The 23254-nt window shown below is 68.8% G+C and carries 22 protein-coding genes, 1 tRNA gene and 1 pseudogene; 11 read left to right on the top strand and 13 right to left on the bottom strand.

Annotated elements, in window-relative coordinates:
* Positions 1 to 2: 2 nt before the first annotated feature.
* Complete coding sequence (locus tag JEQ17_RS20125) at positions 3 to 2048, top strand: MFS transporter (RefSeq protein ID WP_200396530.1); 2046 nt, start codon at positions 3 to 5, stop codon at positions 2046 to 2048.
* Positions 2049 to 2130: 82 nt separating this feature from the next.
* Here the strand turns inward: JEQ17_RS20125 and JEQ17_RS20120 are convergent, their stop codons facing one another.
* The 3 genes from JEQ17_RS20120 to JEQ17_RS20110 all read right to left on the bottom strand — a co-directional run bounded on the left by JEQ17_RS20120 (position 2131) and on the right by JEQ17_RS20110 (position 4667).
* The gene (locus tag JEQ17_RS20120) at positions 2131 to 3030 is read right to left on the bottom strand and encodes a MerR family transcriptional regulator (RefSeq protein ID WP_234048280.1); all 900 of its coding nucleotides are present in this window, start codon (positions 3028 to 3030) and stop codon (positions 2131 to 2133) included.
* A 125-nt stretch (positions 3031 to 3155) separates the two neighbouring features.
* The gene (locus JEQ17_RS20115; RefSeq protein WP_200396529.1) at positions 3156 to 3650 is read right to left on the bottom strand and encodes a glutathione peroxidase; all 495 of its coding nucleotides are present in this window, start codon (positions 3648 to 3650) and stop codon (positions 3156 to 3158) included.
* A gap of 9 nt (positions 3651 to 3659) precedes the next feature.
* The gene (locus JEQ17_RS20110) at positions 3660 to 4667 is read right to left on the bottom strand and encodes a helix-turn-helix domain-containing protein (RefSeq protein WP_200396528.1); all 1008 of its coding nucleotides are present in this window, start codon (positions 4665 to 4667) and stop codon (positions 3660 to 3662) included.
* A 121-nt stretch (positions 4668 to 4788) separates the two neighbouring features.
* Between JEQ17_RS20110 and JEQ17_RS20105 the strand changes: the two genes are divergently transcribed.
* Entirely contained in the window at positions 4789 to 5973 is a 1185-nt protein-coding gene (locus tag JEQ17_RS20105; protein WP_200401603.1) for an MFS transporter, read from the top strand.
* On the opposite strand, the gene JEQ17_RS20100 is transcribed toward JEQ17_RS20105, so the two are convergent.
* Positions 5951 to 6316, bottom strand: coding sequence for a PH domain-containing protein (locus JEQ17_RS20100; protein WP_055615870.1), 366 nt, complete (start codon positions 6314 to 6316; stop codon positions 5951 to 5953). The genes JEQ17_RS20105 and JEQ17_RS20100 overlap by 23 nt on opposite strands.
* A 290-nt stretch (positions 6317 to 6606) precedes the next feature.
* On the opposite strand from JEQ17_RS20100, the gene JEQ17_RS20095 reads away from it, so the two are divergent.
* Entirely contained in the window at positions 6607 to 7818 is a 1212-nt protein-coding gene (locus JEQ17_RS20095) for a GNAT family N-acetyltransferase (protein WP_407700065.1), read from the top strand.
* Between the two features lie 2 nt (positions 7819 to 7820).
* On the top strand, positions 7821 to 9053 hold the full coding sequence (locus JEQ17_RS20090; RefSeq protein WP_200396527.1) for a DegT/DnrJ/EryC1/StrS family aminotransferase: 1233 nt from the start codon (positions 7821 to 7823) through the stop codon (positions 9051 to 9053).
* Between the two features lie 58 nt (positions 9054 to 9111).
* Here JEQ17_RS20090 and JEQ17_RS20085 read toward each other — a convergent pair whose 3' ends face one another.
* The gene (locus JEQ17_RS20085; protein ID WP_200396526.1) at positions 9112 to 9489 is read right to left on the bottom strand and encodes a winged helix-turn-helix transcriptional regulator; all 378 of its coding nucleotides are present in this window, start codon (positions 9487 to 9489) and stop codon (positions 9112 to 9114) included.
* 108 nt (positions 9490 to 9597) lie between these two features.
* On the opposite strand from JEQ17_RS20085, the gene JEQ17_RS20080 reads away from it, so the two are divergent.
* The 5 genes from JEQ17_RS20080 (at position 9598) to JEQ17_RS20060 (ending at position 13755) form a co-directional block, all read left to right on the top strand.
* Positions 9598 to 9960: a DoxX family protein gene (locus JEQ17_RS20080; protein WP_200396525.1), complete on the top strand. Its 363-nt coding sequence runs from the start codon at positions 9598 to 9600 to the stop codon at positions 9958 to 9960.
* Positions 9961 to 9964: 4 nt separating this feature from the next.
* Positions 9965 to 10270 carry an aldehyde dehydrogenase family protein gene (locus JEQ17_RS20075; RefSeq protein ID WP_234048279.1) on the top strand — a complete coding sequence of 102 codons (306 nt, stop codon included), beginning with the start codon at positions 9965 to 9967 and terminating at the stop codon, positions 10268 to 10270.
* Between the two features lie 554 nt (positions 10271 to 10824).
* The gene (locus JEQ17_RS20070) at positions 10825 to 11157 is read left to right on the top strand and encodes a PucR family transcriptional regulator (protein ID WP_234048278.1); all 333 of its coding nucleotides are present in this window, start codon (positions 10825 to 10827) and stop codon (positions 11155 to 11157) included.
* A gap of 216 nt (positions 11158 to 11373) precedes the next feature.
* Positions 11374 to 12741, top strand: a complete 1368-nt coding sequence (locus JEQ17_RS20065) for a phosphatase PAP2 family protein (RefSeq protein ID WP_200401601.1) — start codon at positions 11374 to 11376, stop codon at positions 12739 to 12741.
* Between the two features lie 291 nt (positions 12742 to 13032).
* The gene (locus tag JEQ17_RS20060; RefSeq protein WP_200396523.1) at positions 13033 to 13755 is read left to right on the top strand and encodes a hypothetical protein; all 723 of its coding nucleotides are present in this window, start codon (positions 13033 to 13035) and stop codon (positions 13753 to 13755) included.
* Positions 13756 to 13809: 54 nt separating this feature from the next.
* On the opposite strand, the gene JEQ17_RS20055 is transcribed toward JEQ17_RS20060, so the two are convergent.
* Complete coding sequence (locus tag JEQ17_RS20055; protein WP_200396522.1) at positions 13810 to 14181, bottom strand: hypothetical protein; 372 nt, start codon at positions 14179 to 14181, stop codon at positions 13810 to 13812.
* Between the two features lie 304 nt (positions 14182 to 14485).
* On the bottom strand, positions 14486 to 15589 hold the full coding sequence (locus tag JEQ17_RS20050; RefSeq protein WP_200396521.1) for a hypothetical protein: 1104 nt from the start codon (positions 15587 to 15589) through the stop codon (positions 14486 to 14488).
* Positions 15590 to 15977: 388 nt separating this feature from the next.
* Here JEQ17_RS20050 and JEQ17_RS20045 point away from each other — a divergent pair, with 388 nt between their 5' ends.
* On the top strand, positions 15978 to 17396 hold the full coding sequence (locus JEQ17_RS20045; protein WP_200396520.1) for an ATP-binding protein: 1419 nt from the start codon (positions 15978 to 15980) through the stop codon (positions 17394 to 17396).
* 753 nt (positions 17397 to 18149) lie between these two features.
* Here the strand turns inward: JEQ17_RS20045 and JEQ17_RS20040 are convergent.
* The 3 genes from JEQ17_RS20040 to JEQ17_RS20030 are packed head-to-tail and all read right to left on the bottom strand — an operon-like array spanning position 18150 to position 20863.
* Positions 18150 to 18980, bottom strand: coding sequence for an FkbM family methyltransferase (locus tag JEQ17_RS20040; RefSeq protein ID WP_200396519.1), 831 nt, complete (start codon positions 18978 to 18980; stop codon positions 18150 to 18152).
* 48 nt (positions 18981 to 19028) lie between these two features.
* Positions 19029 to 19781, bottom strand: a complete 753-nt coding sequence (locus JEQ17_RS20035) for a hypothetical protein (RefSeq protein WP_200396518.1) — start codon at positions 19779 to 19781, stop codon at positions 19029 to 19031.
* Positions 19778 to 20863 (bottom strand): DUF1152 domain-containing protein, encoded by a 1086-nt coding sequence (locus tag JEQ17_RS20030; protein ID WP_200396517.1) that lies wholly within the window; start codon positions 20861 to 20863, stop codon positions 19778 to 19780. The genes JEQ17_RS20035 and JEQ17_RS20030 overlap by 4 nt, the downstream gene beginning before the upstream one ends.
* 215 nt (positions 20864 to 21078) lie before the next feature.
* On the opposite strand from JEQ17_RS20030, the gene JEQ17_RS20025 reads away from it, so the two are divergent.
* A complete protein-coding gene (locus JEQ17_RS20025) occupies positions 21079 to 21474 on the top strand; it encodes a DUF6188 family protein (protein WP_234048277.1) in 396 nt (131 codons plus the stop codon).
* Between the two features lie 68 nt (positions 21475 to 21542).
* Here JEQ17_RS20025 and JEQ17_RS20020 read toward each other — a convergent pair.
* The 3 genes and pseudogenes from JEQ17_RS20020 to JEQ17_RS20010 all read right to left on the bottom strand — a co-directional run.
* A pseudogene (locus JEQ17_RS20020) lies at positions 21543 to 21737 on the bottom strand (IS5/IS1182 family transposase); the annotation flags it as partial.
* Positions 21738 to 21883: 146 nt separating this feature from the next.
* Positions 21884 to 22177, bottom strand: a complete 294-nt coding sequence (locus JEQ17_RS20015; protein WP_200396515.1) for a hypothetical protein — start codon at positions 22175 to 22177, stop codon at positions 21884 to 21886.
* Positions 22178 to 22519: 342 nt separating this feature from the next.
* Positions 22520 to 22592 (bottom strand) — tRNA-Arg (locus JEQ17_RS20010).
* Positions 22593 to 23254: the final 662 nt, after the last annotated feature.

Here is a 23254-nt window from a genome sequence, read left to right as displayed (position 1 = left end):
ACGTGGCGACAGCGGAGCCGACGCACGCCGACGACGCCGAGCCGGGCCAAGAAGCCGGCCAGCGAATACGGCTGCGTACGCGGCACGTTGAACGCCCCGGCTCCGCCGACTCCCCGAACTCGTCCGACTCCCCGAACACGTCCGACTCCTCGGACTCCTCCGGGTCGGCCGAGGCTCCGGAGACCTCCCGGTCCGCCGAACTCCCCGAGGCCTCCGAGCCGCCCGGGAGTCCCGAGAGCCCCGGGAACGACACGGACCGCGAGGACGGTGAGTACCTCGCGGAGCCCGACGGCGTTCACGGGACCACTCGTCTCCACCGCTTCCTCCGGCACCCCGCGACCCTCGCCACCGCACTCTCCGGCATCCTCCACGTCATCTGGTTCTTCACGTTCGCGAACAGTGGGGGCGACCTCGCGGCGCAGGACGCGTGGGCCGAGTTCGTCGGACGGAACCCGGGTTCGGCGTACAACCTGGCCTGGTACGGCGGGATGCACCCGGTGTCGTACAGCGTGGTGTCGCCGTATCTGATGGCCGTGCTCGGCGTGCGTACGACGCTGATGATCGCGGGGACGATCTCCGCCGGGCTGCTCACGCTGATCCTGATGCGCACCAGGGCCGTACGGAACCCGGTGTGGCCGGCGCTCGCCGGAGTGTTCGCGCTGCTGTGCAACGCGGCCTCGGGACGCGTGACCTTCGGCCTCGGCATGGTCTTCGCGCTCGGCGCGACCGCCGTCGTCTTCTGCTGGCCGTACCGCTGGCGCTACAAACGCTGGGCCAAGGCCCTGTGCGCCGCGCCCCTCGCCGCGCTCGCGACCGCCGCGTCACCCGTGGCCGGACTCTTCGTCGGCTTCGTCGCGGTGGCGCTCTTCCTGCAGAAGCGCCGCCCGGGCGCGTACGCGCTGGGCCTCGCGCCCGCCGCCGTCGTGGGCGTCTCCGCCTGGCTGTTCCCCTTCTCCGGTACGCAGCCGATGCTGTTCGCCTCGGTCCTGCTGCCGTTCTCGTACTCGGTGTTCGTCTTCCTCCTCGTCCCCAAGGAGTGGAAGACGGTCCGGATCACGGCGGCGGTGTACGGCCTCTCCGTCCTCCTCGTCTGGCTGATCAGCTCGCAGATCGGCTCCAACATCAGCCGCCTGCCCATGCTCCTGGCGGGGGTCGTGCTGATCGCCGCGCTGCCCTTCACGGTGCCGCGCTCGCGCAAGTGGTACGCGATCCTCGTGACCTTCGTGGGCATGAACGCCTGGATCGGCTTCAAGGCCGTCGACGACATAGTGCACACGACGCCCGCGGCCTCCTGGGCCCGCGAACTGGCCCCGCTGGTCAACCAGCTCCAGGTCGCCGGCGCCGAGAAGGGCCGCGTCGAGGTCGTACCGGCCCGCTCCCACCGGGAGGCGTCCGCCCTCGCCCCGTACGTCAACCTCGCCCGCGGCTGGAACCGTCAGGCGGACATGGAGCGCAACCCCCTCTTCTACGACGACACCCTCAACTCCGCGAACTACCACGAGTGGCTGCGGCGCTGGGCCGTCCACTTCGTCGTCGTCCCCAAGGGCGAGCCCGACGGCGACGGCGGTGAGCGCGAGCGGGAGCTCGTGCAGCGCGGGATGCCGTATCTGAAGCAGGTCTGGGGCGATGCCAACTGGCAGCTCTTCAAGGTCACCGACCCCACCCCGATGGCCGACCCGCCCGCCGTCGTCGACCGGGCCGAGCAGGGTGAGCTGACCATCGAGGTGAAGCGGGCGGGGCGGGTGCTCATCCGGATCCCCTACTCGCCGTGGCTCGGGCTTGTCGACGCGGAGGGCAAGAGCGTGAAGCCGCCGCAGGAGACCGAGGAGTCGAAGCGGTTGCGGGAGGAGGACGACGAGATGCCGAAGGCGTACGAGAACGTCAACGGGTGTCTGATGGAGACGGAGGAGGATGTCAACGGGGACAAGTGGACGGAGCTGCTCGCTCCGCGGGCCGGCACGTATCGGTTGGCTGCGCCTTATCAGTTGCCCCGGGGGACTGGGTGTCCTGAGGAGATGAGGGACGCCGTCCGCGGGAGTGGCGGGTAGCGCATCCGCGGGTCCGATTTCGGGTGCGGGTTCGATTGGGCTGGTCGCGCAGTTCCCCGCGCCCCTGAAGGGGCGCCCGCCGTCAGCCCGGCTGGATTGGGAAGGCGATGTCGCACACCTCGTCCTCCGGGCCCGACGTGTCCCAATCCGTGAAGTAGATCTCTCGGCAGGGGCCTGCGTAGGTGTGGCCTTCTTCGGTCAGCCAGGCCTCTACTGCTTCGTAGGCGGCGTGGATCTGGGGGTTGGCGACCTGGGCCTTGGTGATGCGGGTGTAGGCGAGGCGGTGGGCGGGTTCGAGGCGGGCCGTGGTGTTCCAGGCGCGGGCGTGCTGGGCGGCCCAGGTGCGGGCGGCCTCCGGGTCGGCCACGGGGACGCAGGACTCCACGGGGCCGTCGCTCTCCTGGGAGACCTCGGAGTGGTAGACGACGAACGGGGAGCCGGTCGTGCCGCCGCACTCCTCCGCGGCGGCCTCCAGTCGTGCCAGTGACGCCGGGATCCAGACGGGCAGCTCCTCCACGAGGGTGTGCCGCTTCTCGGTGATGACCCACTGCTCCGGTACGTCCACGGTGTGGACCTCGAATGTCGCGTACAACTCGGAACTCCTTCCGGAAAGCCGTCCACGGAGGTAGTGCGCGAGTGTCCGCTGCCCGGCGAGGCGTTCCTCGACGTCCGCCCAGTAGGCGGTCACGAGGTCCGCGGCCGCCTGTCCGTCGGTCTCCTGCCGCTCCACGACCTCGGCGATCCTGGCGAGCGGCATGTCGAGTCCGCGCAGCAGGAAGACCAGGCGTGCCCGTTCGACCTGGGCGGCGCGGTAGTAGCGGTAGCCGGTCGTGTCGTCGACGTGCGCGGGGCGCAGTAGGCCCAGCCGGTCGTACAGCCGCAGTGCCTTCGGCGAGAGCCGCGCACGGGCGGCGAACGAGCCGATCGTGAGCAGGCCCTCGGCCGGGGGCAACGCGTTGGTCGTGTCGGTCACGGGTTCCACGGGCCCATCCTCCGTCACCGGGCGACTGCCGCCCGGCGGGGAGGACGGTGCTCCTTGCCCCAGGGGCAAGGTCAACCGACGGGAGCCGCCCCTTCGGGCGACGGCAACCGACGGGAGCCGCCGTGTCAGGCGACGAGTGCCTCTACGGCCGCGACGACCTCGGCCGACTCCGGCTCGGTCTGCGGGGAGAAGCGGGCGACCACCGTGCCGTCCCGGCCGATCAGGAACTTCTCGAAGTTCCAGCGGATGTCGCCGCTGTGGCCCTCGCCGTCCGCGAAACCGGTGAGCCGCTCGTACAGCGCGTGCCGTCCGTCCCCGTTCACGTCGACCTTCTCGGTCATCGGGAAGGTCACGCCGTACGTCGCCGAGCAGAACTCCGCGATCTCCTCGGACGTGCCGGGCTCCTGGCCCATGAACTGGTTGCAGGGCACCCCGAGCACGGTGAAGCCCTGTGCGGCGTACCGCTCCTGCAGTCGCTCCAGGCCCCCGTACTGAGGGGTGAGTCCGCACTTGGAGGCCACGTTGACGATGAGCACGGCCTGGCCCTTGTACTGGCCGAGGTCCGCGGAACCGCCCTGCAGGGCATCGATGTCGACGTCGAGAACTGAGTCAGTAGTCATAAACGGATGCTAACTCCGCTCCGAAGGGTCACGGGCGGCGCCCCGGTCACCCTGGGCCCCGACGAGAACCTCGCCCGCGGGGGTGCGGTAGTAGAGGACCGACCGCCCGGAGCGGCGCCGCTCGACCAGCCGGGCGTCCAGGAGGACCTTGAGGTGGCGGCCGACCGAGCCGAGTCCCTGGCCGGTGACGGCCACCACCTGGCTCGTGCTCATGGGGGAGTCGAGCAGGACGAGAACGCCCGCCCGCCCCGCCCCGAGCAGCCGGCTGAGGCTCTCGGGGGCGCCCGCGGCCGTCGGCCCGGTGTCCGCGAGCGCGCCCGAGCACGGATACACGACCGCGTACCGGTCGGGCTCCTCCCACGACACCCAGCCCTGCCGCTGCGGTGTCACGGGTACGAAGAGGAGCTCGGCGCCCGAGATCTCGCGGGGCGGGTACTCGTGGAGGTTGATCTGCAGCCGGTTCTCGCCGAGCCAGCGCATGCCCGGCCGCATCGCGTCCAGGGCCGCCGCCCAGCCGCCCTGGCTCAACTGGGCGACGCGGGCGACGACATCGGCTTCGAGCACGCGGCGGCGACGGGGCCAGTAGGGCCGTACGGCCTCGGTCCAGACGCGGGTGAGCAGGTCGGCGGCGCGGTCGGGGAGGTCGTCGCGGTCCTGGAGGATGCCGGGGAGCGGGCCGCGCAGGGCCACGGCGAGGTGGGCGCGGGCCGCCTCCGGGGAGGTCTCGCGCACGCGGGCGACCTCGGTGTCGAACTCCTCCTCGCCGCGCGGGGTCGGCGTGAGGAAGTCGGCGATCCACTCGGGCCCGAGCCCGGCCCGGACGAGGGCGGACGTGACGGGATCGGCGGCCAGCCGTCGTTCGTGGTCCGGCAGATGGGCCGCCAGCCAGGCCCGCTCGCCCGGGTGCGCGGCCGTCCCCGCCCGCAGCGCCTTCAGACAGGCGAAGGTCTCGGCGAGCGGCGAGAGCACGAACCGGCTGCCCGCGAGGGTGTCGGCGTTGACCTGCCACCAGCCCATGTCGACGGCCTCCTCCGTGTCCGTTCGCCCTGCTTCTGCCCTCTGGTCCGGCTGTCTGTTTCGCGCGGGCACGAAACTCTACCGGCCGCTCCGGCCCCGGTCCGAGACTCCGGGCATGCCCATGACGTCGTACCGGTCCCTCTTCCGTACCCCCGAGTTCACCCCGCTCTTCCTGGCCTCCTCGGCGCAGGTGGCAGCCCAGACGATGAGCGGGCTCGCGCTCGGCACGCTGGTCTACCGGGCCACGGACTCGCCGCTGCTTTCGGCCCTGAGCATGTTCGGCCCGTCACTGGCCCAGGTGCTGGGCGCGACCACGCTTCTGTCGGCGGCCGACCGACTGCCGCCCCGGGCCACGCTGACGGGCACCGCGCTGGCGTTCGCGGCGGGTACGGCGGCACTGGCGGCCCCGCTGCCCCTGTGGGGGATCTTCGCCCTGATCCTCGTACTGGGCCTGGTGGCGTCCCTGGGCGGCGGGGTCCGCTGGGGGCTGCTGAACGAGATCCTGCGCGAGGACGGCTACATCCTCGGCCGCTCGGTCTTCAACATGGCGAACGGGATCACGCAGGTCGTGGGGTTCGCGACGGGAGGCGTCCTCATCGCGTTCCTGTCCCCGCGCGGCACGCTGCTCACGGCGGCGGCCCTGTACGCGACGGCCGCCGCGGTGTCCCGCCTCGCCCTGACCCCCCGCCCGCCGAGAGCCACGGGCCGCCCGTCGGTGCGCGAGACCCGGCGCACGAACGCGACCCTGCTCGCCTCCGGCCCCCGCCGCCACCTGTTCCTGGCCCTCTGGATCCCCAACGGCCTGATCGTCGGCTGCGAGTCCCTCTATGTCTCGTACGCCCCCGGCCACGCGGGCCTGCTCTTCGCCTGTGCGGCCCTGGGCATGCTGGCGGGGGATGTCACGGCGGCCCGCTTCGTGCCGTCCCGGCTGCGCCCGAAGTTGGGGGTTCCACTGCTTCTGCTGCTGGCGGCCCCGTACGTGCTGTTCTTCCTGCGCCCGGGGCCCGTCCTGGCGGCGGCCCTCGCCACCCTCGCCTCGGCCGGCTTCGCGGCGAGCCTCCTGCAGCAGGAACGCCTGATGGCCGTGACCCCGCCCGAACTGTCAGGCCACGCACTGGGGTTGCACTCGTCCGGGATGCTGACGATGCAGGGGGTGGGGGCGGCCCTGGCGGGCGCGACGGCCCAACTGACGTCACCGGGCACGGCGATGACGGTGATGGCGCTGGTGTCGATCGCCGTGACGGTGAGCCTGGTGCCGGGGCTGCGCCCCGTGCCTCTTGCGGCTAGCGCGCCACGAACTGCGTGAGGATCGCCTGGACCTCGTAGATGTCCACGCCCTTGGTGAAGGTCTTCTCGATCGGCGCCGGGGTGCCGGAGATCCAGATCTTCAGCTCGGCGTCGAGGTCGAAGTGGCCCGCGGTCTCCACCGAGAAGTGGGTGATGCTGCGGTAGGGGACGGAGTGGTACTCCGTCTTCTTGCCGGTGATGCCCTGCTTGTCGACCAGGATGAGACGGCGGTCGGTGAAGAGGATGGTGTCGCGTATCAGCAGGTACGCCGCGTACACCTGCTCGTCCTGCCCGAGCAGTCGCGCGTAGTCGTGCTGCGCCTTCGCCGGATCGATGGTGTGCGCGTTTCCGAACAGCGCCATGATGTGCCCCCGTTGGATGTGTGGAACCGGATGCGGACCGGACCGTGATGTCACAAGATCCTCACACTGTAGGGCAATCAGGGCACCCGTTCACCTGAGGCGGCCGGCGGCCGGCGACGGCTCGTCCCGGAGGCGGACCGGGGCAGTCCGATCTGTACGATTCCATTACCCACACCACCCTTGACAGCGTGCGTACTGTTTCGCGACGTTTGAGCCCCGCCGAACAGTTCGAGGCGGGGGCAGGACGCGGAGAGCGCGTCATGGGGGAATGGGGGGCGCCCGTGCGGTCCATGAGCACCATCACGATCCACAGACCCGAGGAACTGAGCGGCCCGCTGCGCCGGGCCTGGCACCGCGCGATGGACGAGTCACCGGACTACGCGAACCCCTTCCTGGCACCGGAGTTCGCGGCGGGGATCGGCCGGCACCGCGGCGGGGCGCGGGTGGCGGTCCTGCACGAGGGCGAAGAGGCCGTCGGCTTCCTCCCGTACGAGCGCAACGCCTTAGGGGTGGGCCGGGCCATCGGACTCGGTCTCTCCGACGCCCAGGCCCTCGTGCACCGGCCCGGCGTCACCTGGGACACCCGGGAACTGCTGCGGGCCTGCGGTCTTTCCGTCTTCGAGTTCGACCACCTCGTCGAGGAGCAGAAGCCCTTCGGGCCCTATGTCACGGGGACGTTCGCCTCACCGGCCATCGACCTGAAGGACGGCGACGACGCCGGCTACGCGGAGTGGCTGCGCGGCGCGTACCCGGGGCTGGCCAAGACGACGCTGAAGAAGGAACGCCGGCTGGCGCGCGACCTGGGCGAGATGCGGTTCGTCTTCGACGAGCGCGATCCGGGGGCGCTGCGCACGCTCATGCGGTGGAAGTCCGCCCAGTACCGCAGGACGGGACGGATGGACAGGTTCGCGCGACCGTGGATCGTGGAGCTCGTGGACCAGCTGTTCCAGGTCCGCGAGGAGCACTTCACCGGTGTGCTGTCCGTGGTGTACGCGGGGGACCGGCCGGTGGCCGCGCACTTCGGGCCCAGATCGCGCACGGTGTTCGCGCCGTGGTTCACCGCGTACGACCCCGACCTCCAGTACTACTCGCCCGGCCTGATCATGCACCTCCGCATGGCCGAGGCCGCCGGGCGGGACGGTGTGCGGCTCATGGACCTGGGGCGCGGCGACAAGGAGTGGAAGGACTGGCTCAAGACCCGCGAACTGCGCGTCGGCGAGGGCTTCGCGGCCCGCCCCCACCCGGTGGCCACGGCACACCGGCTGTGGCGCAGGCCCGTGCGCGGGCTCCGGAACACGGTCCTGGCCCATCCGCGGCTGAGGGAACCGGCCGACCGGCTGCTCAAGACGGTCGGCACGCTGCGCACGTCGGGCCGCATGGACTCCGGCCCGGCCCCACGACGGAACGCGGACCTGCGGGGCACCGCGAACGCGCAAGGCACCTCGAAACCACAGCGGAATGCGAGCGCGCGGGGCAATGCGGCCCCGCAGCGGAAGAGGTGACGATGCCGTACGGATCGCGGCTCGCCGCGACTATGGCACGCCGGCTCGGACGGGAGTGCGTCTACACACCCTCGGCACGCCTGGCCCTGTACCTGGCACTACGACGCTGGTGCCGCCCGGGCGGTCGGGTGCTGATGTCGCCGGTGAACGACGACGTGATCCTCTTCGTCGTCCTCGCGGCCGGACTGCGCCCGGTCATGGCCCCCGTGTCCGTCTGGGACGGCAACATCGACCCGGCCGCCGTACCGGAGTCCACCTGGCGCGGAGTGGACGCCGTCCTCACCACGAACCTGTACGGCATGCCGGACCGGGTCGTGGAACTGCGCCTGCGCTGCGAGGAGTTGGGGATCCCCCTGATCGAGGACGCCGCGCACGCGATCGGCACGCACCTGGACGGGCGGCCGATCGGGACGTTCGGAACGGCGGCGGCCTTCAGCCTCTCCAAGCACGTGGCGGCGATGGCGGGCGGCTTCCTGGTCGTGGAGGACGCGCGCACCCGCCGGGAGCTGGAGCTGCTGCGCGACGACCTCCTGGTCCCGGGCCGCCTGGCCGGCGACCTGGCAACCGCCCTGCGCCCACTGGCGCGTTCGGCCGTCCGCGGCCTCCACCTGGTGCGCCCGGCCTGGCGCACGATGCAACGCCTCGGCCTCCTGGAACGCGACGACTTCCGGATGGCCCTGCACGCGCCCCGGCTCTCCGCCAGTGCACTGCGGGCGCCGAGCCTGACCGCGTACGAACCATGGATACGCGTCGACCTCCACGACTTCCGGACCCGCCACGGAACCCTGGTGCGCGGCCAGTTGAAACTCCGCATGGCGCTGCTCGACGAGAATCTCACCCGGCGCCGGGCAGGCGTCAGCGTCCTCTCCGGCACGGCCTGGGCCTCACCGGCGCTCCGCGACCGCGCGGCACGGGGCGGCCCGCTGCCCCTCTTCCGGGTCCCGCTCCTGGTCCACAACCGTGACGCCCTGGTGCAGCGCCTGGTGAATCACGGAGTGGTCGCGGGCTACATCTACGATCCCCCGCTCGACGACTACGCGGGCGCGGAGTTCGTCGAACCGTCCCCCGACCCGTCGTCCGCCCGCTGGTTCGCCTCCCACGTCCTGCCGGCCGATCCCCTCCAGGCCCGCACTCTCACCGCCGCCCTCACGAGAGAACGGACGAGGACAGCCCACCCGCCCGCTCCGACCGCCGCCGTCCCGGACGCCACACCACCGGCGCCGCTGGGCCAGTGAACGGCCGGTGAGCGCCTGTCAGCAGCCCGAGTGACTCCGGCCCACCGCGGCCGGGGTCTCAGGGACGCTCCGTGTCGTACGCCGTCTGGTTCCGCTCGATGTCGGGGTTGTTGTCGACGGCCCATTCGGCCAGTGCCACGGCGGGCTCGATCAAGGTCCGGCCCATCGGGGTGAGTTCGTACTCGACGCGGGGCGGGACCTCGGCGTACGCCGTGCGGGACACCAGGCCGTCGCGCTCCAGGTGCCGGACCGTGCGGGTCAGCATGCGCTGCGAGATGCCCGGGATGCGCTGCTGCAGCTCGGTGAAGCGCATGCGCTCGCCGTCGAGGGTGGCCACCACCAGCAGCGTCCACTTGTCGCCGACGCGGTCCAGGATGCCCCGGATCGCCCGGCCGCCGTCGCCGCGGATGAGACAGGTCCTGCGGTACTTCGACATCGGCGTCCCCTGTTCGCAACGCACACCGGTGTGCCTTTTGTAAGGGTCTCGATAGTCACCGACCATGTGCCTACTTACAAGAGGTAACCATGACGGAGGACGCAGAACATGGAGATCGCCTACTGGATCGTCGCCGGACTCCTCGCCGCCTTCTACCTGTACGCGGGTGGCAAGAAGGTCGCGCAGAGCAAGGAGCGACTGGCGCCCATGATGGGCTGGGTGGACACGGTTCCGATGGGGGCCGTCCGGGCCATCGGGACCGTCGAGATCCTCGGCGCCGCCGGCCTCGTACTGCCGCCGCTCACCGGGACGGCCCCCGTCCTCGCGATACTCGCCGCACTCGGCTTCCTCGTACTCCAGATCCTGGCGACCGCCCTGCACCTGTCCCGCGGAGAGGTGCAGGAGACCGGCCTCAACGTCACCCTCATCGCGCTCGCCGGCGCGGCCGCGTGGCTCGCCACGACGTGGTGAGTCCGTGATCGGTCCGGGCTCGGTCCAGAGCGCCCGACATCAGCCGGTGGACCGCCTCGGTCAGCAGGCGGCCTCCGGCAGCGTCGTGTTCGGCCGGGACATCGCCGCCGCGAAGGCGGTCGCCGACGCGCTCGACGTCGGCATGATCTCGATCAACGGCCCCTCCGGCACCCAGGAGGACCTCCCCTTCGGCGGGGTCGAACTGTTCGGCGTGGGGCGGGAGTTGGGCGCGTACGGAATGGCCGAGTTCGTCAACCGGAAGGTCGTACGCGTACGGGGAGAGGCGGGACGGGCAGGTCGGACGGGCTGACCCCCGGGTTCTGCCGGTTGAGGACGAGGGACGATGGAGCCCATGTGTACCCCGCCTCCGACCTCGAATGCGCCGCACTCGGCCCTGCCTCCGCCGGACCCGCACGTCGTCGCTCTGGCGCGCCAGTGTCTGGAGGAGATCGACAGCCTGGTCGACGAGTGGGCCGAGTACGTGGGGCCGGTCCGGGCCTCCTACTCGGACATGGTGTCGCAGCAGGAGTTCCGCGACAGCGCCTGGCAGGCGTTCGAACTCCTGCTGCGTACCGTCGCGCGGTTGCCGGTGCCGGAGCATGTCGCCGGTGTCTCCGGGCGGGTCGGCGAACAGCGCGCCCGGCAGGGCGTTCCGCTGGACGCGCTGATGCAGGCCGCCCGTGTGGACTTCCGGGTCGTCCGGGCCGCGCTGGCGCGGCGCGCGGGGGACGAGGGCCGGGCGCGGCTGGTCACCTCCGCCTACTACGTGTGGGAGGCGGTCGAGCACCATGTCACCGGCATCATGACCGCCTACCAGCGCACCGTGCTGGAGATGGGGCGGCGGACGGAGGACGAGCGGCGGCTGTGGTTCAGCCGGCTCCTGGACAGCGGCGGCCGCAATCCCACCGTGTCCACCGGGCCGGCGACCTCGGCCGCGGTCTGGCGGCCGACGTGCTGGGCGGGCTGCACACGGGAGTTCCCCCGGCGGAGGCGGACCGGCTGCTGGAGACCGTCCAGGTCCACCTGTCGGGCAGCGGCTCCATCACCGACACGGCCGCCGCGCTGTACTGCCACCGCAACACGATCCAACAGCGCCTCAACCGCTTCGCCGAACTCACCGGCCGCGACCCCAGGCGCCCGGAGGACGCGGCCCTGGTCGTCCTGGCCCTCGGCGCGCACCGCCTCCGACAGATGTAAGGACACACGGCCGTCGGCGCGGTCCGGGTTCCGCGGAACCCGGACCGCGATCTTTCCGTCTTCCCTCGTCGGGCGGGCTGTTCTCCATGAGGGAGAACGCAGCCAGGACGGGAAGGCGGCGGACGGAACTCACCCTGCCCGTTGACCAAAATCTATTAAATCGGCTGAAAATTGAGATACATACCTTGGCGTGATTCTGCGCGATCAAGAAGCAGAATCACGCTCTCCGGGCGGCGTGGGCCACGGGCGGGACTCTGGGCGGCGGCAGGTGTCGTGGGCCTCGGATTCCTCGTGGCACTGGAAATCGCCGCACGTCACTACGGCCAGCCGGGGCCGATCACCAATCAGGCGCGAGAGGTGATCTTCGCCCCCAAATCCGGCTTCCTGCTGTACGCCGGTATGGCGTTGACGATGGTGGTTCTCACCTGGCGGCAACGGTTCATCGCGGTCGGCGCCGCGATCGGCATCGACATCGCCTTCGCGGCGGTCCGCTGGGCGGCGGACGCCAGGGTGACCGACGGCCACCCCTTCGGCAACGGCGCGCTGTGGGTGATCCTGGGCTGCGGGGTCGTCGCCCTGACCCGCCGCACCGGCCGGGAACGCGTCCTGCTGCTGAAGGGCGTCGGGCTGGGCCTGCTCCTGGTGGCCGGCCGCAAGACCGGCGACATCTGGCTGCTCATCACCTCCAAGACCCGCCCCGGGGTGCTCGACCAGTACGTGGCAACCGCCGATCACGCGCTGGGCAACCCGTCGTGGCTGGTGGGCCGGCTCGTCGCGGCCACCGGCCCGATCGGCTCGAACCTTCTCAACATCGTCTACGGCCAGCTCGCGGTGGCCGCGGTCGTCGTCGCGCTGTACCAACTGCGCCACGTGGCGGCCGAGCGCCGCTTCCCGCGCCACCACCTGGTGCGTACGTTTCTGGTGATCGGCCTCCTCGGGCCCGCCACCTACCTGATCTTCCCGGTGGTCGGACCGGTCTTCGCCTACGGCACCGGTGTCGAGCACTGGTCGTCGGTCGGCCTGTGGCCGGAAGCGCCGCCCAGCGGGCAGTGGGCGGTGGCCAACCTGTGGCCGCAGACGTTGCCGCCGATCAGCACCCCGCACCCCATGCCGTTCGACGCGATCACCCCACGGAACTGCATGCCCAGCCTGCACACGGCGTGGGCCACCGCGATCTTCATCCACTCCCGGAAGGCGCCGCGGGCTCTGCGATTCGCGGGCACGTTCTGGCTGGTCGCCACACTCGGCGCAACACTGGGATTCGGCTACCACTACGGCGTGGATCTCATCGCGGGCGTGGTGTTCACGCTCACGATCGAGGCGGCCCTGCGCTCGTTCGACCACGGCTGGGACCGCCCGGGGCTCCGACTGGTCGCCTACGGCACGACGGTCTTCGCCGCGCTCCTCGTGTCGTACCGCTATCTGCCACTGGAGATGGCCGGCCATCCATGGCTGTACGGACCACTCCTCGTGCTGACGATGACGTCCGTGATCTACGGATACGCAAGGACGGTCGCACTGTGGGAGCGGGGGCCGACGTCGGTGCGGCCAGTGGAACGGGAACCGCAGGTGGAGCTGGTTTGACGGGTGGGGGCCGGATGGTGGGTGGGGGGTGCGGGGTGCCCGGGGTGGAGGGGTGCCGGGGTCGAGGGGTGGAGGGGGTGGATGAACGGTCAGCCGGTCAGCCGGTCAGCCGGTCAGCCGGTTGGTCGGTTGCTTGGTTGCTTCGTTGCTTGGTCGGTCGGGCGATCCGTTGGCGGCCGGTCGCGCCGGGGATCCCTGCCATGAGGTGACGGGCGTAGGCGGAATCCGAGACGAGGCAGGGCTGCTCCCGCACCCGGAGGCGCTGTCAGTGCCTCGTGTGACCATCCTCGCGTGCTGAAGATCCCCGGATACGAACATGGCCCTCTGGTCGAGGGCGGGGCCTATCTGGACGATCCGTTGTTCTGGCCCGTGCACCTCGGTTCCTGCCTGCGTGGAGAGGACGCGCAACGAGCAGCGTTCGGTGCCGACTGGGACGCGGCCATTGAGCTCAACCGCAGGCTCACCGCCGTGCGTGAGTGGCCGGTGTTCGGCCTGCCCCTGCGTTCCGGTCACACCATCCACGTCGTCTACCGGAACTTCGAGGGCGACCGAGGGGTGGACTACCTCATCCACCACCCGACTTGGCCCGCAGCGGAAATCCTCGCCGTGGACGACGGCCACTTCATGGGGCCCGGTACGGCATGGCCGGAACTGCTGTCCGCGGCTCGACAGCCGGCAACAGAGGGCGTTGACGATTCGGACGCCCGCCTCCTGCTGCTGTTCCCGACCCTCGGGGATGCGCAACTCCCCGACGACGCGCCCACTGTTCTGACAGCCGCTCTCGCCGCTCTCACTGTGATCGAGGAGCCCGCCGAAGTGGCGAGGACGCTTCTCGAGAAGCAGGGGCAATGGGCGCGTGCGCACTGGAGGCTGGAAGACGGCATCCGGATCAACGACGGCGGCCATTCCTACCGAAACCCCCACAACGCCTTCGCCATACCCAAGGCCCATCTCCTGGAGATCAGCAACGCATTGAACGACGAGAAGCCCGGGCCTCACCGACCCTCCGACTGAAGCGCCGGACGTCCGTGCTTGTCGGTGTCAGCCCCGCACACAGCGGGCACGCCCTTATCGGCGTTGAGGGTAGGGGGTGTGAATCGTCTGGGGCTCGGTCGGGAGCGGTTGGTCCGGATTGAATCGCGGCAGGTCGTATTCAGGGACGAGGAAGCTGCCGTACGTCTCCGGAGCGGAGGACTCGCCCCAGGACACGGTGCCGGCGACTACGAAGCCGCCCAGCAACCGCTCGCCCAGGACGAAGGCCCGCGCGTCGTACCAGGGGCCGGATACCGCTCCGCGCAGTTCCTCTTCTTCCTCGCTGGATGCCGCGCGGATGGTCAGAGAGGGGTAGTGGTCCCGGACCGACAGGGCACTGACGTCCTTGAAGAGCACTTCCAGCGTTGTCGAGTGGCCTTGTTCGCTGTCCTGCTGTCCTCTGAGCAACAGCTGACTGTGTCCGATGATGTACGTGAACAACCGGAGAGGCCGCGCGAAAGCCACTGGCAGATCCACCAGGTTGACCTTTCGAGTCACCGCATGATCTCCCGGACCCTTGAGAAGGCCTGCGTCAACATCGTGGCACCTTACCTCTGAGGGATCACGTTCTCCCGTACCTCAATCCACCACTGTACGAACGACCTTGACGCCCTGGGCCGCGACTGCTCGGCTCTGTCTGGGGCGGAGGTGGACGGGATCTCCGCCGGGGGCAGGAGTGTCGCGCGGAGCGGAGCCGGGGTGAGCCATTTACTTAGCCTTTCGCCCATTCATTGAGAAGCGTCGCCACTCGTGTCGTATGGTCACTGACCTCCTGGCTGAGAGTGGGGAAGTCGTAGGCGGGGTAGTACGCCTCAACCAGGCCGTAGTAAGACGCGCTCAAGGACAACTGCGCCACGACCCGCTTCTCGGGTGTGTAGTGAACGAGCGTGTTACGGAAACCTCGTCCGTCCGTGTGCATGATGACGGCGCTCGCCCGGTGGGTGAGGATGGTGTCCAGGAAGCTGAGAGACGCATTGTCGAGTTTGCTGCCGTACTCGGCCTTCAGTTCCGTAAGGCTTGAAAGCACGTGGTAGAGCGTGATGAACCTCAGCTTGAATATGGTCTCGGCTGAGGCGGCGTTCTGGTCGGCCGCGACCATCACGTCGAGGAAGTTGAGCGAGCACTGAAAGGCCGACAGCGATGCCGCCAGCTCATCGGACAAGGCCGCATCGAAGAGGTGTTTGAAGTACCGCTCGGATCGTCGGTCCCGGCTCTTGAGCTCGCTGAAGCTCATGGCGGCCATGAATGACGACCCATGCCATGGGAGCGAGCGGGTCACCTGGTCGATGTAGCGCGCTTGGGTCTCCGCTACGGCCAAGAGGACCTGACCGATGGCAGGGATGTCGGACACAGCCATGGTGGGGATACCCATGAAGAAGCTGGCCACCTGGGTTGTGCTCACCAGCCGGCCGCGGTAGCGCCACTCGCCGAGGTCGGTCTCCAGCACCCGAGCCGGTGGAAACCAGGTGTTGTTGAGGTACTTCTCCCGGCCGGCATCGATGATGCCGGAAAACTCACCGAGAACGCCTACGTGTCCGGCCTTTGAGCCATCGAACATCTTGACGCTGTGCCGTGCCTTCTCGATGACCGCCTCGTGGTTGTAAGCCAAGAGCGCTGCCCGCTGCGGGTCGATGACCTTTAGGGTTCTATGTGACTCGTAGATGAAGAGCGATAGGTAATTGTTCATGCAAAAGGTGGGGATGACCGTGTTTCCCTGATCTGTCAGCCCGCCCTCCAGGAAGCGGCGAGAGAACATGAGGTCGCTTTCGATGAGCCGATTGGCTATTTCGTGCTTGAGGCTGGTGCTCGCGCTCATCCGCTGTCCCCTTACAGCTGTTCCTTGTTGATGAGGTTATATCAAACCTATTAGCCGGGGCCAACCGATTTTTGGCGAATCCGATTCGTCCGCAAGGTGGGGTGCGGAGGGAACTGGCGCGACTCCTGGGATTGGGACGCGCAGCGGAAAAGCGATTGATCGGCGCGTTCCTGCTCGACGATTTCCGCTTACGCATCTGGTGACCGTGGGGCGCTTAATGGCGGACCGCGCTGGGTGCGGAAGACTGACCTTCTCCCATGGGTGGGCCGAGGGGGTGGCGTCCGGGTGGGCCGAGGAGCGGCGTCTCCCATCCCTCCGAAACTAACAATAATGTCACTAACATTGATGTTAGCCTCTGGGGTGTTGCTTGGAGCTGAAAGGTGACGGCATGGCAGATTTCGTGGGCAGGCGGCACGAGCTCGAGACGCTGGATCGCGAGTTGGGCAAGGTGACGGCCGGGCTCGGTGGGGAGCGACCCGGGCGGTGCGTGATGCTTCGGGGGCGCCGCCGGGTGGGTAAGTCGCGGTTGGTGGAGCGATTCGCCGAGAGGTCCGGTGCGCCGTTCCTCTTCTACGCCGCCACGGGGGCGTCGTCGGGGGCGGATCTGGAGCGCCTCGGCCAGGATGCGCAGTCATCCAGCCTTCCGCTGTCGAATCTGCTGTCCGCTGCCCGCCCGGCGAGTTGGGACGCCGCCTTCGATGTACTGGCGGCGGCACTGCCGCACGACCGGGCGAGCCTGGTGGTCATGGATGAGGTGCCCTATTTGATGGACGCGGAGGGCGCCTTCGAGGGCATGCTTCAGCGGGCGTGGGACCGAGTGCTGGAGACGAAACCGGTTCTGCTGGTTCTCATCGGCTCCGACCTGTCGATGATGGAGGCGCTGAACGACTATGGACGCCCGTTCCACCAGCGCGGACGGGAGATGGTGCTGGGTCCGCTCAACCCGGCGGAGGTGGGCGAGATGCTGGACCTCGATCCCGCCTCGGCCTTTGATGCGGCCTTGATCACCGGTGGACTGCCGCTGATCTGCGCAGAGTGGACGCACGGCGCCGGGATGTGGGAGTTCCTGCAAGCGGCACTCAGCGATCCGGTCTCGGCCTTGCTGGTGTCGGCGGAGCGCTCGCTCGCCGCGGAGTTCCCCCAGCAGGTCCAGGCCCGCACCGTCCTCTCGGCGATCGGCAGCGGTGAGCGGACGTTCTCCAACATCGCCCGCGCCGCCGGCGGGATCGGGGCGACCCCGCTGCAGCGGTCGCTGGCGATCCTCATGGACAAACGGGTGATCGCGGCGGAGCTTCCCGTGTCCACGCGACCTTCGAAGGACCGTCGCTACCGGGTCGCGGACCCCTACCTCCGCTTCTGGCTGAAGCTCCTGGGCCCGGCGATGGAGGAGATCGAGCGGGGCCGGGGCGACCTGACGCTGCGACGCATCCGCGAAAACTGGACCAGCTGGCGTGGCAGGGCCGTTGAACCTCTGGTGCGCGAGGCGCTGGCACGGCTGCTGCCCGACGCGAACCTCCCCGCCGCCCCCGCCATCGGCGGCTACTGGACCCGCACCAACGATGTGGAGATCGACGTCGTAGGAGCGGACCGCGCGCCGGTCGCCAAGGAACTGCTGTTCGTCGGCTCGGTGAAATGGCTGGAGAACTCCCCGTTCGACCGGCACGATCTCGCGGCGCTGCACCGACACCGCGCCGCGCTCACGCCTGCTCCCGTGCCTGTGATCGCGCTCTCGCGCAGCGGCACCGACTGCGCGGGGCTCGACGCCGCGTACGGCCCGGCGGAACTCCTCGCGGCGTGGTCCTCCTGAGCACGCGGGAACACGTGTGGGTGTCAGGTGTCTATGGCCCGTCGTCCCAACCCGGGTCGGCCGAGCCTCCGGCCCACCACGACGGCGACACCCTCCCGCTCACACAAACGGCCCCGAACGACAAGTGGGAGATCAGGCCATGGACGTATCCGAGCGACGAGGAAACCTGACCTGCCTACCAACACGCTTTCCAACTGTGGGGGTGGGAAGTTGGGGTGCGTACGGGGACGTTCGCCTGGGTTCATCGGCGGTTGTGTGAGGACCACCCTGGTCCTGGTCCCGTCTGAACGGCCGTGAACGGGGCTGAATGGGACGGAAACTGAGACGGCCGCGCGTGCTGCCTACGGGCGTGGCAGGTCGTGGGACAGGTCGCAGACGTCGTCCCGGATGTGCAGCCTGCAGAGGCCCTGGACCAATCCGAAGGGGCACGGATGCATCGCCCACTCGGCGCGATAGCGAGCCTCACCATGTCTCCTGAGCACAGTGCCGGAGGCAATCCACACAGTGTGAGCGAACGCCGGACGTGGATAGCCCGACTGCCAAATCGGTGCCGCCGGCGTCCGGATAGTCAGGGCTGACGGCGATGTCGGGGAACTCGTGGATGGTCACCGTGATCACGTCATCCGTGGTGCGGAGCAGGACATGCGCCAGTCGGGGACGCACATCATGCTGTGAGCCGGCACTACTGGATCGCCCGGTAGCGGATCGATTCCACGATCCCCTACCGCCTTGAGTGCCGGGTGCTGCGCGTGGTCAGGGCCTGACCGCGAACACCATTCCGATGTCGCCGGCCCGCTGCACCGAGTCCTGCTCGGTGCTGACTTTGAAGCCGTGTGTGAGGAGGACCTCGCGGACTGTGTCGCGGTTCTGCTGCCAGCCCTCCACCTCGACGACGGCCTGGCGGACCAGCGGCCAATGCCGTTCCTCGATGCCTCTGAGTACCTCGAGTTCGGCGCCTTCCACATCGACCTTCAGCAGGTCGATGTGGTCGATGCCCTGCTCGTCGAGCACCGATGACAGGGGCCTGACCTTCACCCGGTGCGTCTCGAGCCGCCGCAGCACCCGCAGCTTGCGGCTGATGAGAGGAGTGAGGACGGGGGCGGGTACGCGGCGCAGGACCGGTCCCAGGCCGCCCTGGCGGATCATTTCGACAACGCTGGCGGTGACCCGGCGCCGCTCGTCCTCGATGTTCCCCTGATCCCGCGAGGAGGACGAGAAGATCGTGGCGGCCGGAATGTAGCTGAAATCGAGCTCGTCGTCACGGGACGCCAGGCCGTAAGGGAGCGCGGTCAGACGCCCGTTGAAGAACTCACGAGCATTGCGTTCCAGTGTCGCGTGGAGTGGCGGCATCGGCTCGAAGGCGTAGATCCGCACGTCTCCGTCCAGCCGCTCATAGACGGCGGCCGAGAACACACCGATGTTGGCGCCCACGTCGAGTACCGTCGCGCCCGGCGTGCACTCGATGCCGTGAGTGAAGTAGCCGTCCACCTCCTCGCGCAGGAAGGACGCCTCCCAACGATTTATGCTGTGCAGTTCAATCGCATTCATGCTCATGACAAAGTGATGTACCAGGGCTGGAGCCAACAAACCAGCCCGCACCCTTCGCCTCGGCCGCGTCCCACGTCGCTCATGTCAGAAAGGCGGTTCTTCGTGCTGCCCTTCTCTTGACCCTGGATGCCACGAGAAGTCATCTGGCGACAGGTCGGTGTCGCAGAACAGGAAGGGGTTCCGTTGGCCTTCCAGTCCTGAGGAGTCCTCGCCCCAATCGTCGAGGGCGTCGATGGCCCGTTCTCGGTGCTGCCAGAGTTCGCTTGTTCCAAGGACCTCGCGAACGGAGGGCACCAGCGCCGCTCGGTGGTGCACCAACCGGGCATCATCCAGGAGCGGGATACATGCGGCGAGCGCTGCTTCACTGACGTGGCGATCGATGTCATCAACGTATGTTGAAGCGGCCGAGAAGAGCAGCGGTCGCATCCCACGCATTGCAACGGCCGGTGGATAGTCGTCGAAGGCAATGGCATCCCTCACGCCGTCGGCGACCGACGCAATCCACGTGAGCAGTTCGGCACGCATGCAGCCAGGGAAGGATCCGCGAGCTTTGTCCACCGGCAGCAATGTCCTCGGGTCGGACAGGACCGCTGCCACGTACCGGGCCGCAGGCACTGTCGCCTCGTAGATCGTGTTCTGGTGATGCAGGATTCCGTGCACGTTGTCGAGCGCCCTGGTTCTCACGCTCTGATCAGCGTTCAGTAGCGCGCCCAGCATCTCGGGCGCGTCCGTCGCCGGCCCGTATGCGTGACGCAACGCGGCCCAGTTGGTTCGAGTGAGGACCCGGTTCGGGTCGGGTGGCTCAAGGCTGGACGAAGGGGTGTCCTCGTCTCTCACGTCAACCGCCACAGGGGCGCTTCGTACTGTTGGGGGCGGCTGCCGATGAGGAGTTGGCGTAGGTCCTCGCGCTGGGAGCCGTTGAGGTTCAGGGCTTCGGTGAGGTGGCGGAATGTTGTGTGGGTGACTCCGTGGCGCCGGGCTTCGCCCTCGAACTGGTCGAGTTGGGCCAGCACGGTCTGTGGGACCAGGTCCGTGTGCTGCTGGTCTTTGAGCTGTGCGGCCTTGTTGCGTTCGTAGTCGATTTCCGAGTAGCCGCAGACTTCCCGGCTGTGCGCTTCGACCTCGTCGAGCGTTTCGGTCTCCATGATGGCGCGGGCCAGTTGGTTGCGGGTGACGGCGTCGTCCAGGTCGACCTCGTGGACGGTGGGGCCTTCGTCCGTGAGCGTGACGGGTAGGCCGGCGTCCTGGACCTCGCAGGTGCCGCGTACGCCTCGGGCGGTGGCGGCGAGCATTCCGGCGGCCTCGGACGGGTGCCATTCCAGAACGGAGCCGATTGCCTCGACGTCCTTGGCCGTGAAGGTGTGGACGAGGGGGCCGAGCATGTCGCGTAGGTCGTCGAGGGGTAGTTCGCCGTCGAGTCCGGGGCCTGCGACCAGTAGCCGGATGGCTGCGTTCACCTGGCAGCACGCGGCAAGCGTGAGGGCGTCCGCGAGCGGGCTCTTCAGGGTCGGCTCGTCGCCCCGGGCGAGGATGTCGCCGCCCACGTCGAGCAGGTCGATCGTCTCCGGTGACAAGTGGGCGATGAGCTCTTCGAGTTGGCGTGTGATGCCCTCGGCGCCGTGGTGAGGGTCGATCAGGGCGAAGGTGTGCGGGAGCTCTGCCGCAAGCCGGGGGAGCGTGGAGCCCGCGGGTGCGATCGGGCGGGCGTCCGCCGGCACTGTCCAGACTGCCGGGGTGAGCTGTTCGAGGCCGGTGAAGTTGTCCAGCCCCCGCGGGCCCGGTACCGGGTCGATGAGGAGGCGGTCCCACGCGTACGTGAGGATCACCGTCTGCTCCTCGTCGCCGTAGAGGGCGGTGTGGAGCATGGCGGCGGCGACTGCGTCGCCCCCTCCTCCTGCTGCGACGATCAACCTCGTCATGCGGTCAGCGTACGGGGTGAGCGAGGTTGGGCGATCCCGTGAGTGACCTGCAGATTCGTACCGTGGGCAGAGTCCCGGCCGAACTCCCCCTGCGGACCCCCGTTCCCCGTGAGTCCCCGCCCGTTCTGGCACGGTAGTGGCACGGGCGCCCTCTGATCCACAGCCCTATTCTGGCCGTCGGGCTGTCGGCTTGTTACGGGATGTGGGGGGACGGCGTGAAGGTTCCTGTGGCCTTGATTGGCTCTCGGGTAGAGCGCACAGCGTTTGATCAGCAGGTGAGGCTCAACTTGTGTGCCCTGGATCCGGATCAGGGGTACCGGCTGGACGCCGAGTTGGTACTGGAGGCGCCGTTTCTGTTCCGGGACGCCGCTGGCGAGTGGCACGAGCTGGATCCTGGCACAGGCGTGCGTCTCGCACCTGTTCTAGCGCTCTACGGGCAGTCGGTCGCTGCGGTCGACGTGCGCGACCGGGGTGTGTTGGTCATCGACTTTCAGGATGGCGCAGGGCTCTGGGTTGGTCCGGACCCTCAGTTCGAGTCCTGGCATCTGACCGGCCACGGTGTCGCCTCTCTCATGGTTGGTCCAGGCGGCGAGGACGGCTGGGATCGTTGATCGGCGACAGCCCCTTCTACGGCACGAGCCTTCGGCCTGGCCGACCGCAGACGAGAAAATGTGGCCTCTCAGTGTCGGGTCCAGATGAGGATGCTGGCGCGGTGGAGCGCGGCCTGATGGGCGATGGCGAGTTTGTCGGTTCGTGTGGCCAGGCCCTGCCACTGCTTGAGGCCGTTGATGCAGCGTTCGACGGTGTTCCGTTGCTTGTAAGCCTCGCGGTCGAAGCCGGGTGGGCGGCCGCCGTGACGGCCTCGCCGATAGCGGAAACGTCGGCAGACCGCGGCACACGAACTGGGCCACGCCCTGGGGCTGTGCCACAAGTCGGACGCGGGCGGTCCGGCGGATCAGGGCCGGACGCCCCGGGCCCATCGCCCAGGCCGCCGAGATCAGGAATCCCGGCCGGAGGGGGTCAGCCCTTGAGCAGGTTGTAGGCGAGACCCACGACGAGGTACCCCAGATAAGAGGCGAGTACCACGCCCAGCATCGCCAGGAGCTTGACCGGCGTCCCGAACGGCTTACGGGCGAGGGAGAGGTTCGCGAAGAGGCCCGCCGTACCGATGGCCCCGCCTATCGCCCCGCCGCCCGACAGCAAGAGGATCGGCACGATCGAGAGGACCAACTGCCACCAGGCGAGCCCTCGGACCCTGGCCCACGGATCCGGCTTGCCGAGCGAGTTCTTTCCGAGGTCAGGGATCTGCTGCATGTGCGGGAAACCCTCATTCTCTTCATCGTGATCGTGCTCAGCCGTCAGGATGCGGGTGACGGGCCCACCGGGCAACGACGCGCCGACAACGGTTTGCCTACGAAACTCGGCTGTCAACGGCTGTCAACGGCTGTCAACGGCTGGCTCGGCGCCCTTGCCCGCGCATTCGGTCCGCCTGGGACGGTGTCCTTCGGATCAGCCTGCGATGCCGGGCGCCCCGGGCCTGACCTGATCAGAGAGACACGGCCTAGCCGACACTTGTGGCGCGGGTGTGGCGCGGCCGTGATCACAGCAAAGGGCCAGTTGCAGAGGATCAAGCCTCTGAACTGGCCCTTAGTCGTGTGCCCCCGGCAGGATTCGAACCTGCGACACCCGCTTTAGGAGAGCGGTGCTCTATCCCCTGAGCTACGAAGGCGGGGCTTGTGCGAAACCTTGTACGGAACTGGTGAACAGATCGTGCCTGGTCTCGCGGTCAAGCCCTGAGCGTTCTGGACCATGTCGCTGCGGGGACGAGGCGCGCGGTGGACCGCGTGACACGCCGCAGCGCCCGCCGAGAGCGCTCGGTCCACAGGGTACCGGATCTGGACTCAGGCGGGCGCTGGTGTCTGGAGGCTGGACGAGGGTGGCAGGCCGTGGGTCTGAGGAGGGAGGCTCCTTCCTCCTCACGCCTCGTGCAGTGCCCGACTGGTCGAGTCGAGTTCTGCATGAAGCCGAAGCTGAAGCTGAGCCGAGGCCGAACGTCAGCTGTTGCTGCGCCTTGATGCCGTAGTGGATGAGGCGTCCGTTCCGCAGGGAGGCTTCGAGCTGTGCGTGGACGGCCGTTCCGGTGGTGCCGACGCCGCGCACGCCGCCAACACTGGAATCATCGCCGCACGTGGAAAACCAGTTCTGGTGCGGAATTGGTTCGGGCAGCCCGTGATACCCATTGCAGGGCGAAATTCCGTGACGGTCGGAAAGGTCTGGTTGGGCAGGCTCGGCCGTGAAGCCTCCGCACCGCCGCACCGCACCGCCGTACAGCACCGCCGCACCGCACCGCACCGGTCCGCGTCGCACAGCTGGTTTGGCCTGCGGCTTCTC

Origin of the sequence: Streptomyces liliifuscus (assembly GCF_016598615.1) — a bacterium.
In the GTDB taxonomy this organism is placed as follows: domain Bacteria; phylum Actinomycetota; class Actinomycetes; order Streptomycetales; family Streptomycetaceae; genus Streptomyces; species Streptomyces liliifuscus.
Note: the sequence above shows the minus strand (reverse complement) of the source record. Positions and strands in the feature narration are given on the sequence as shown.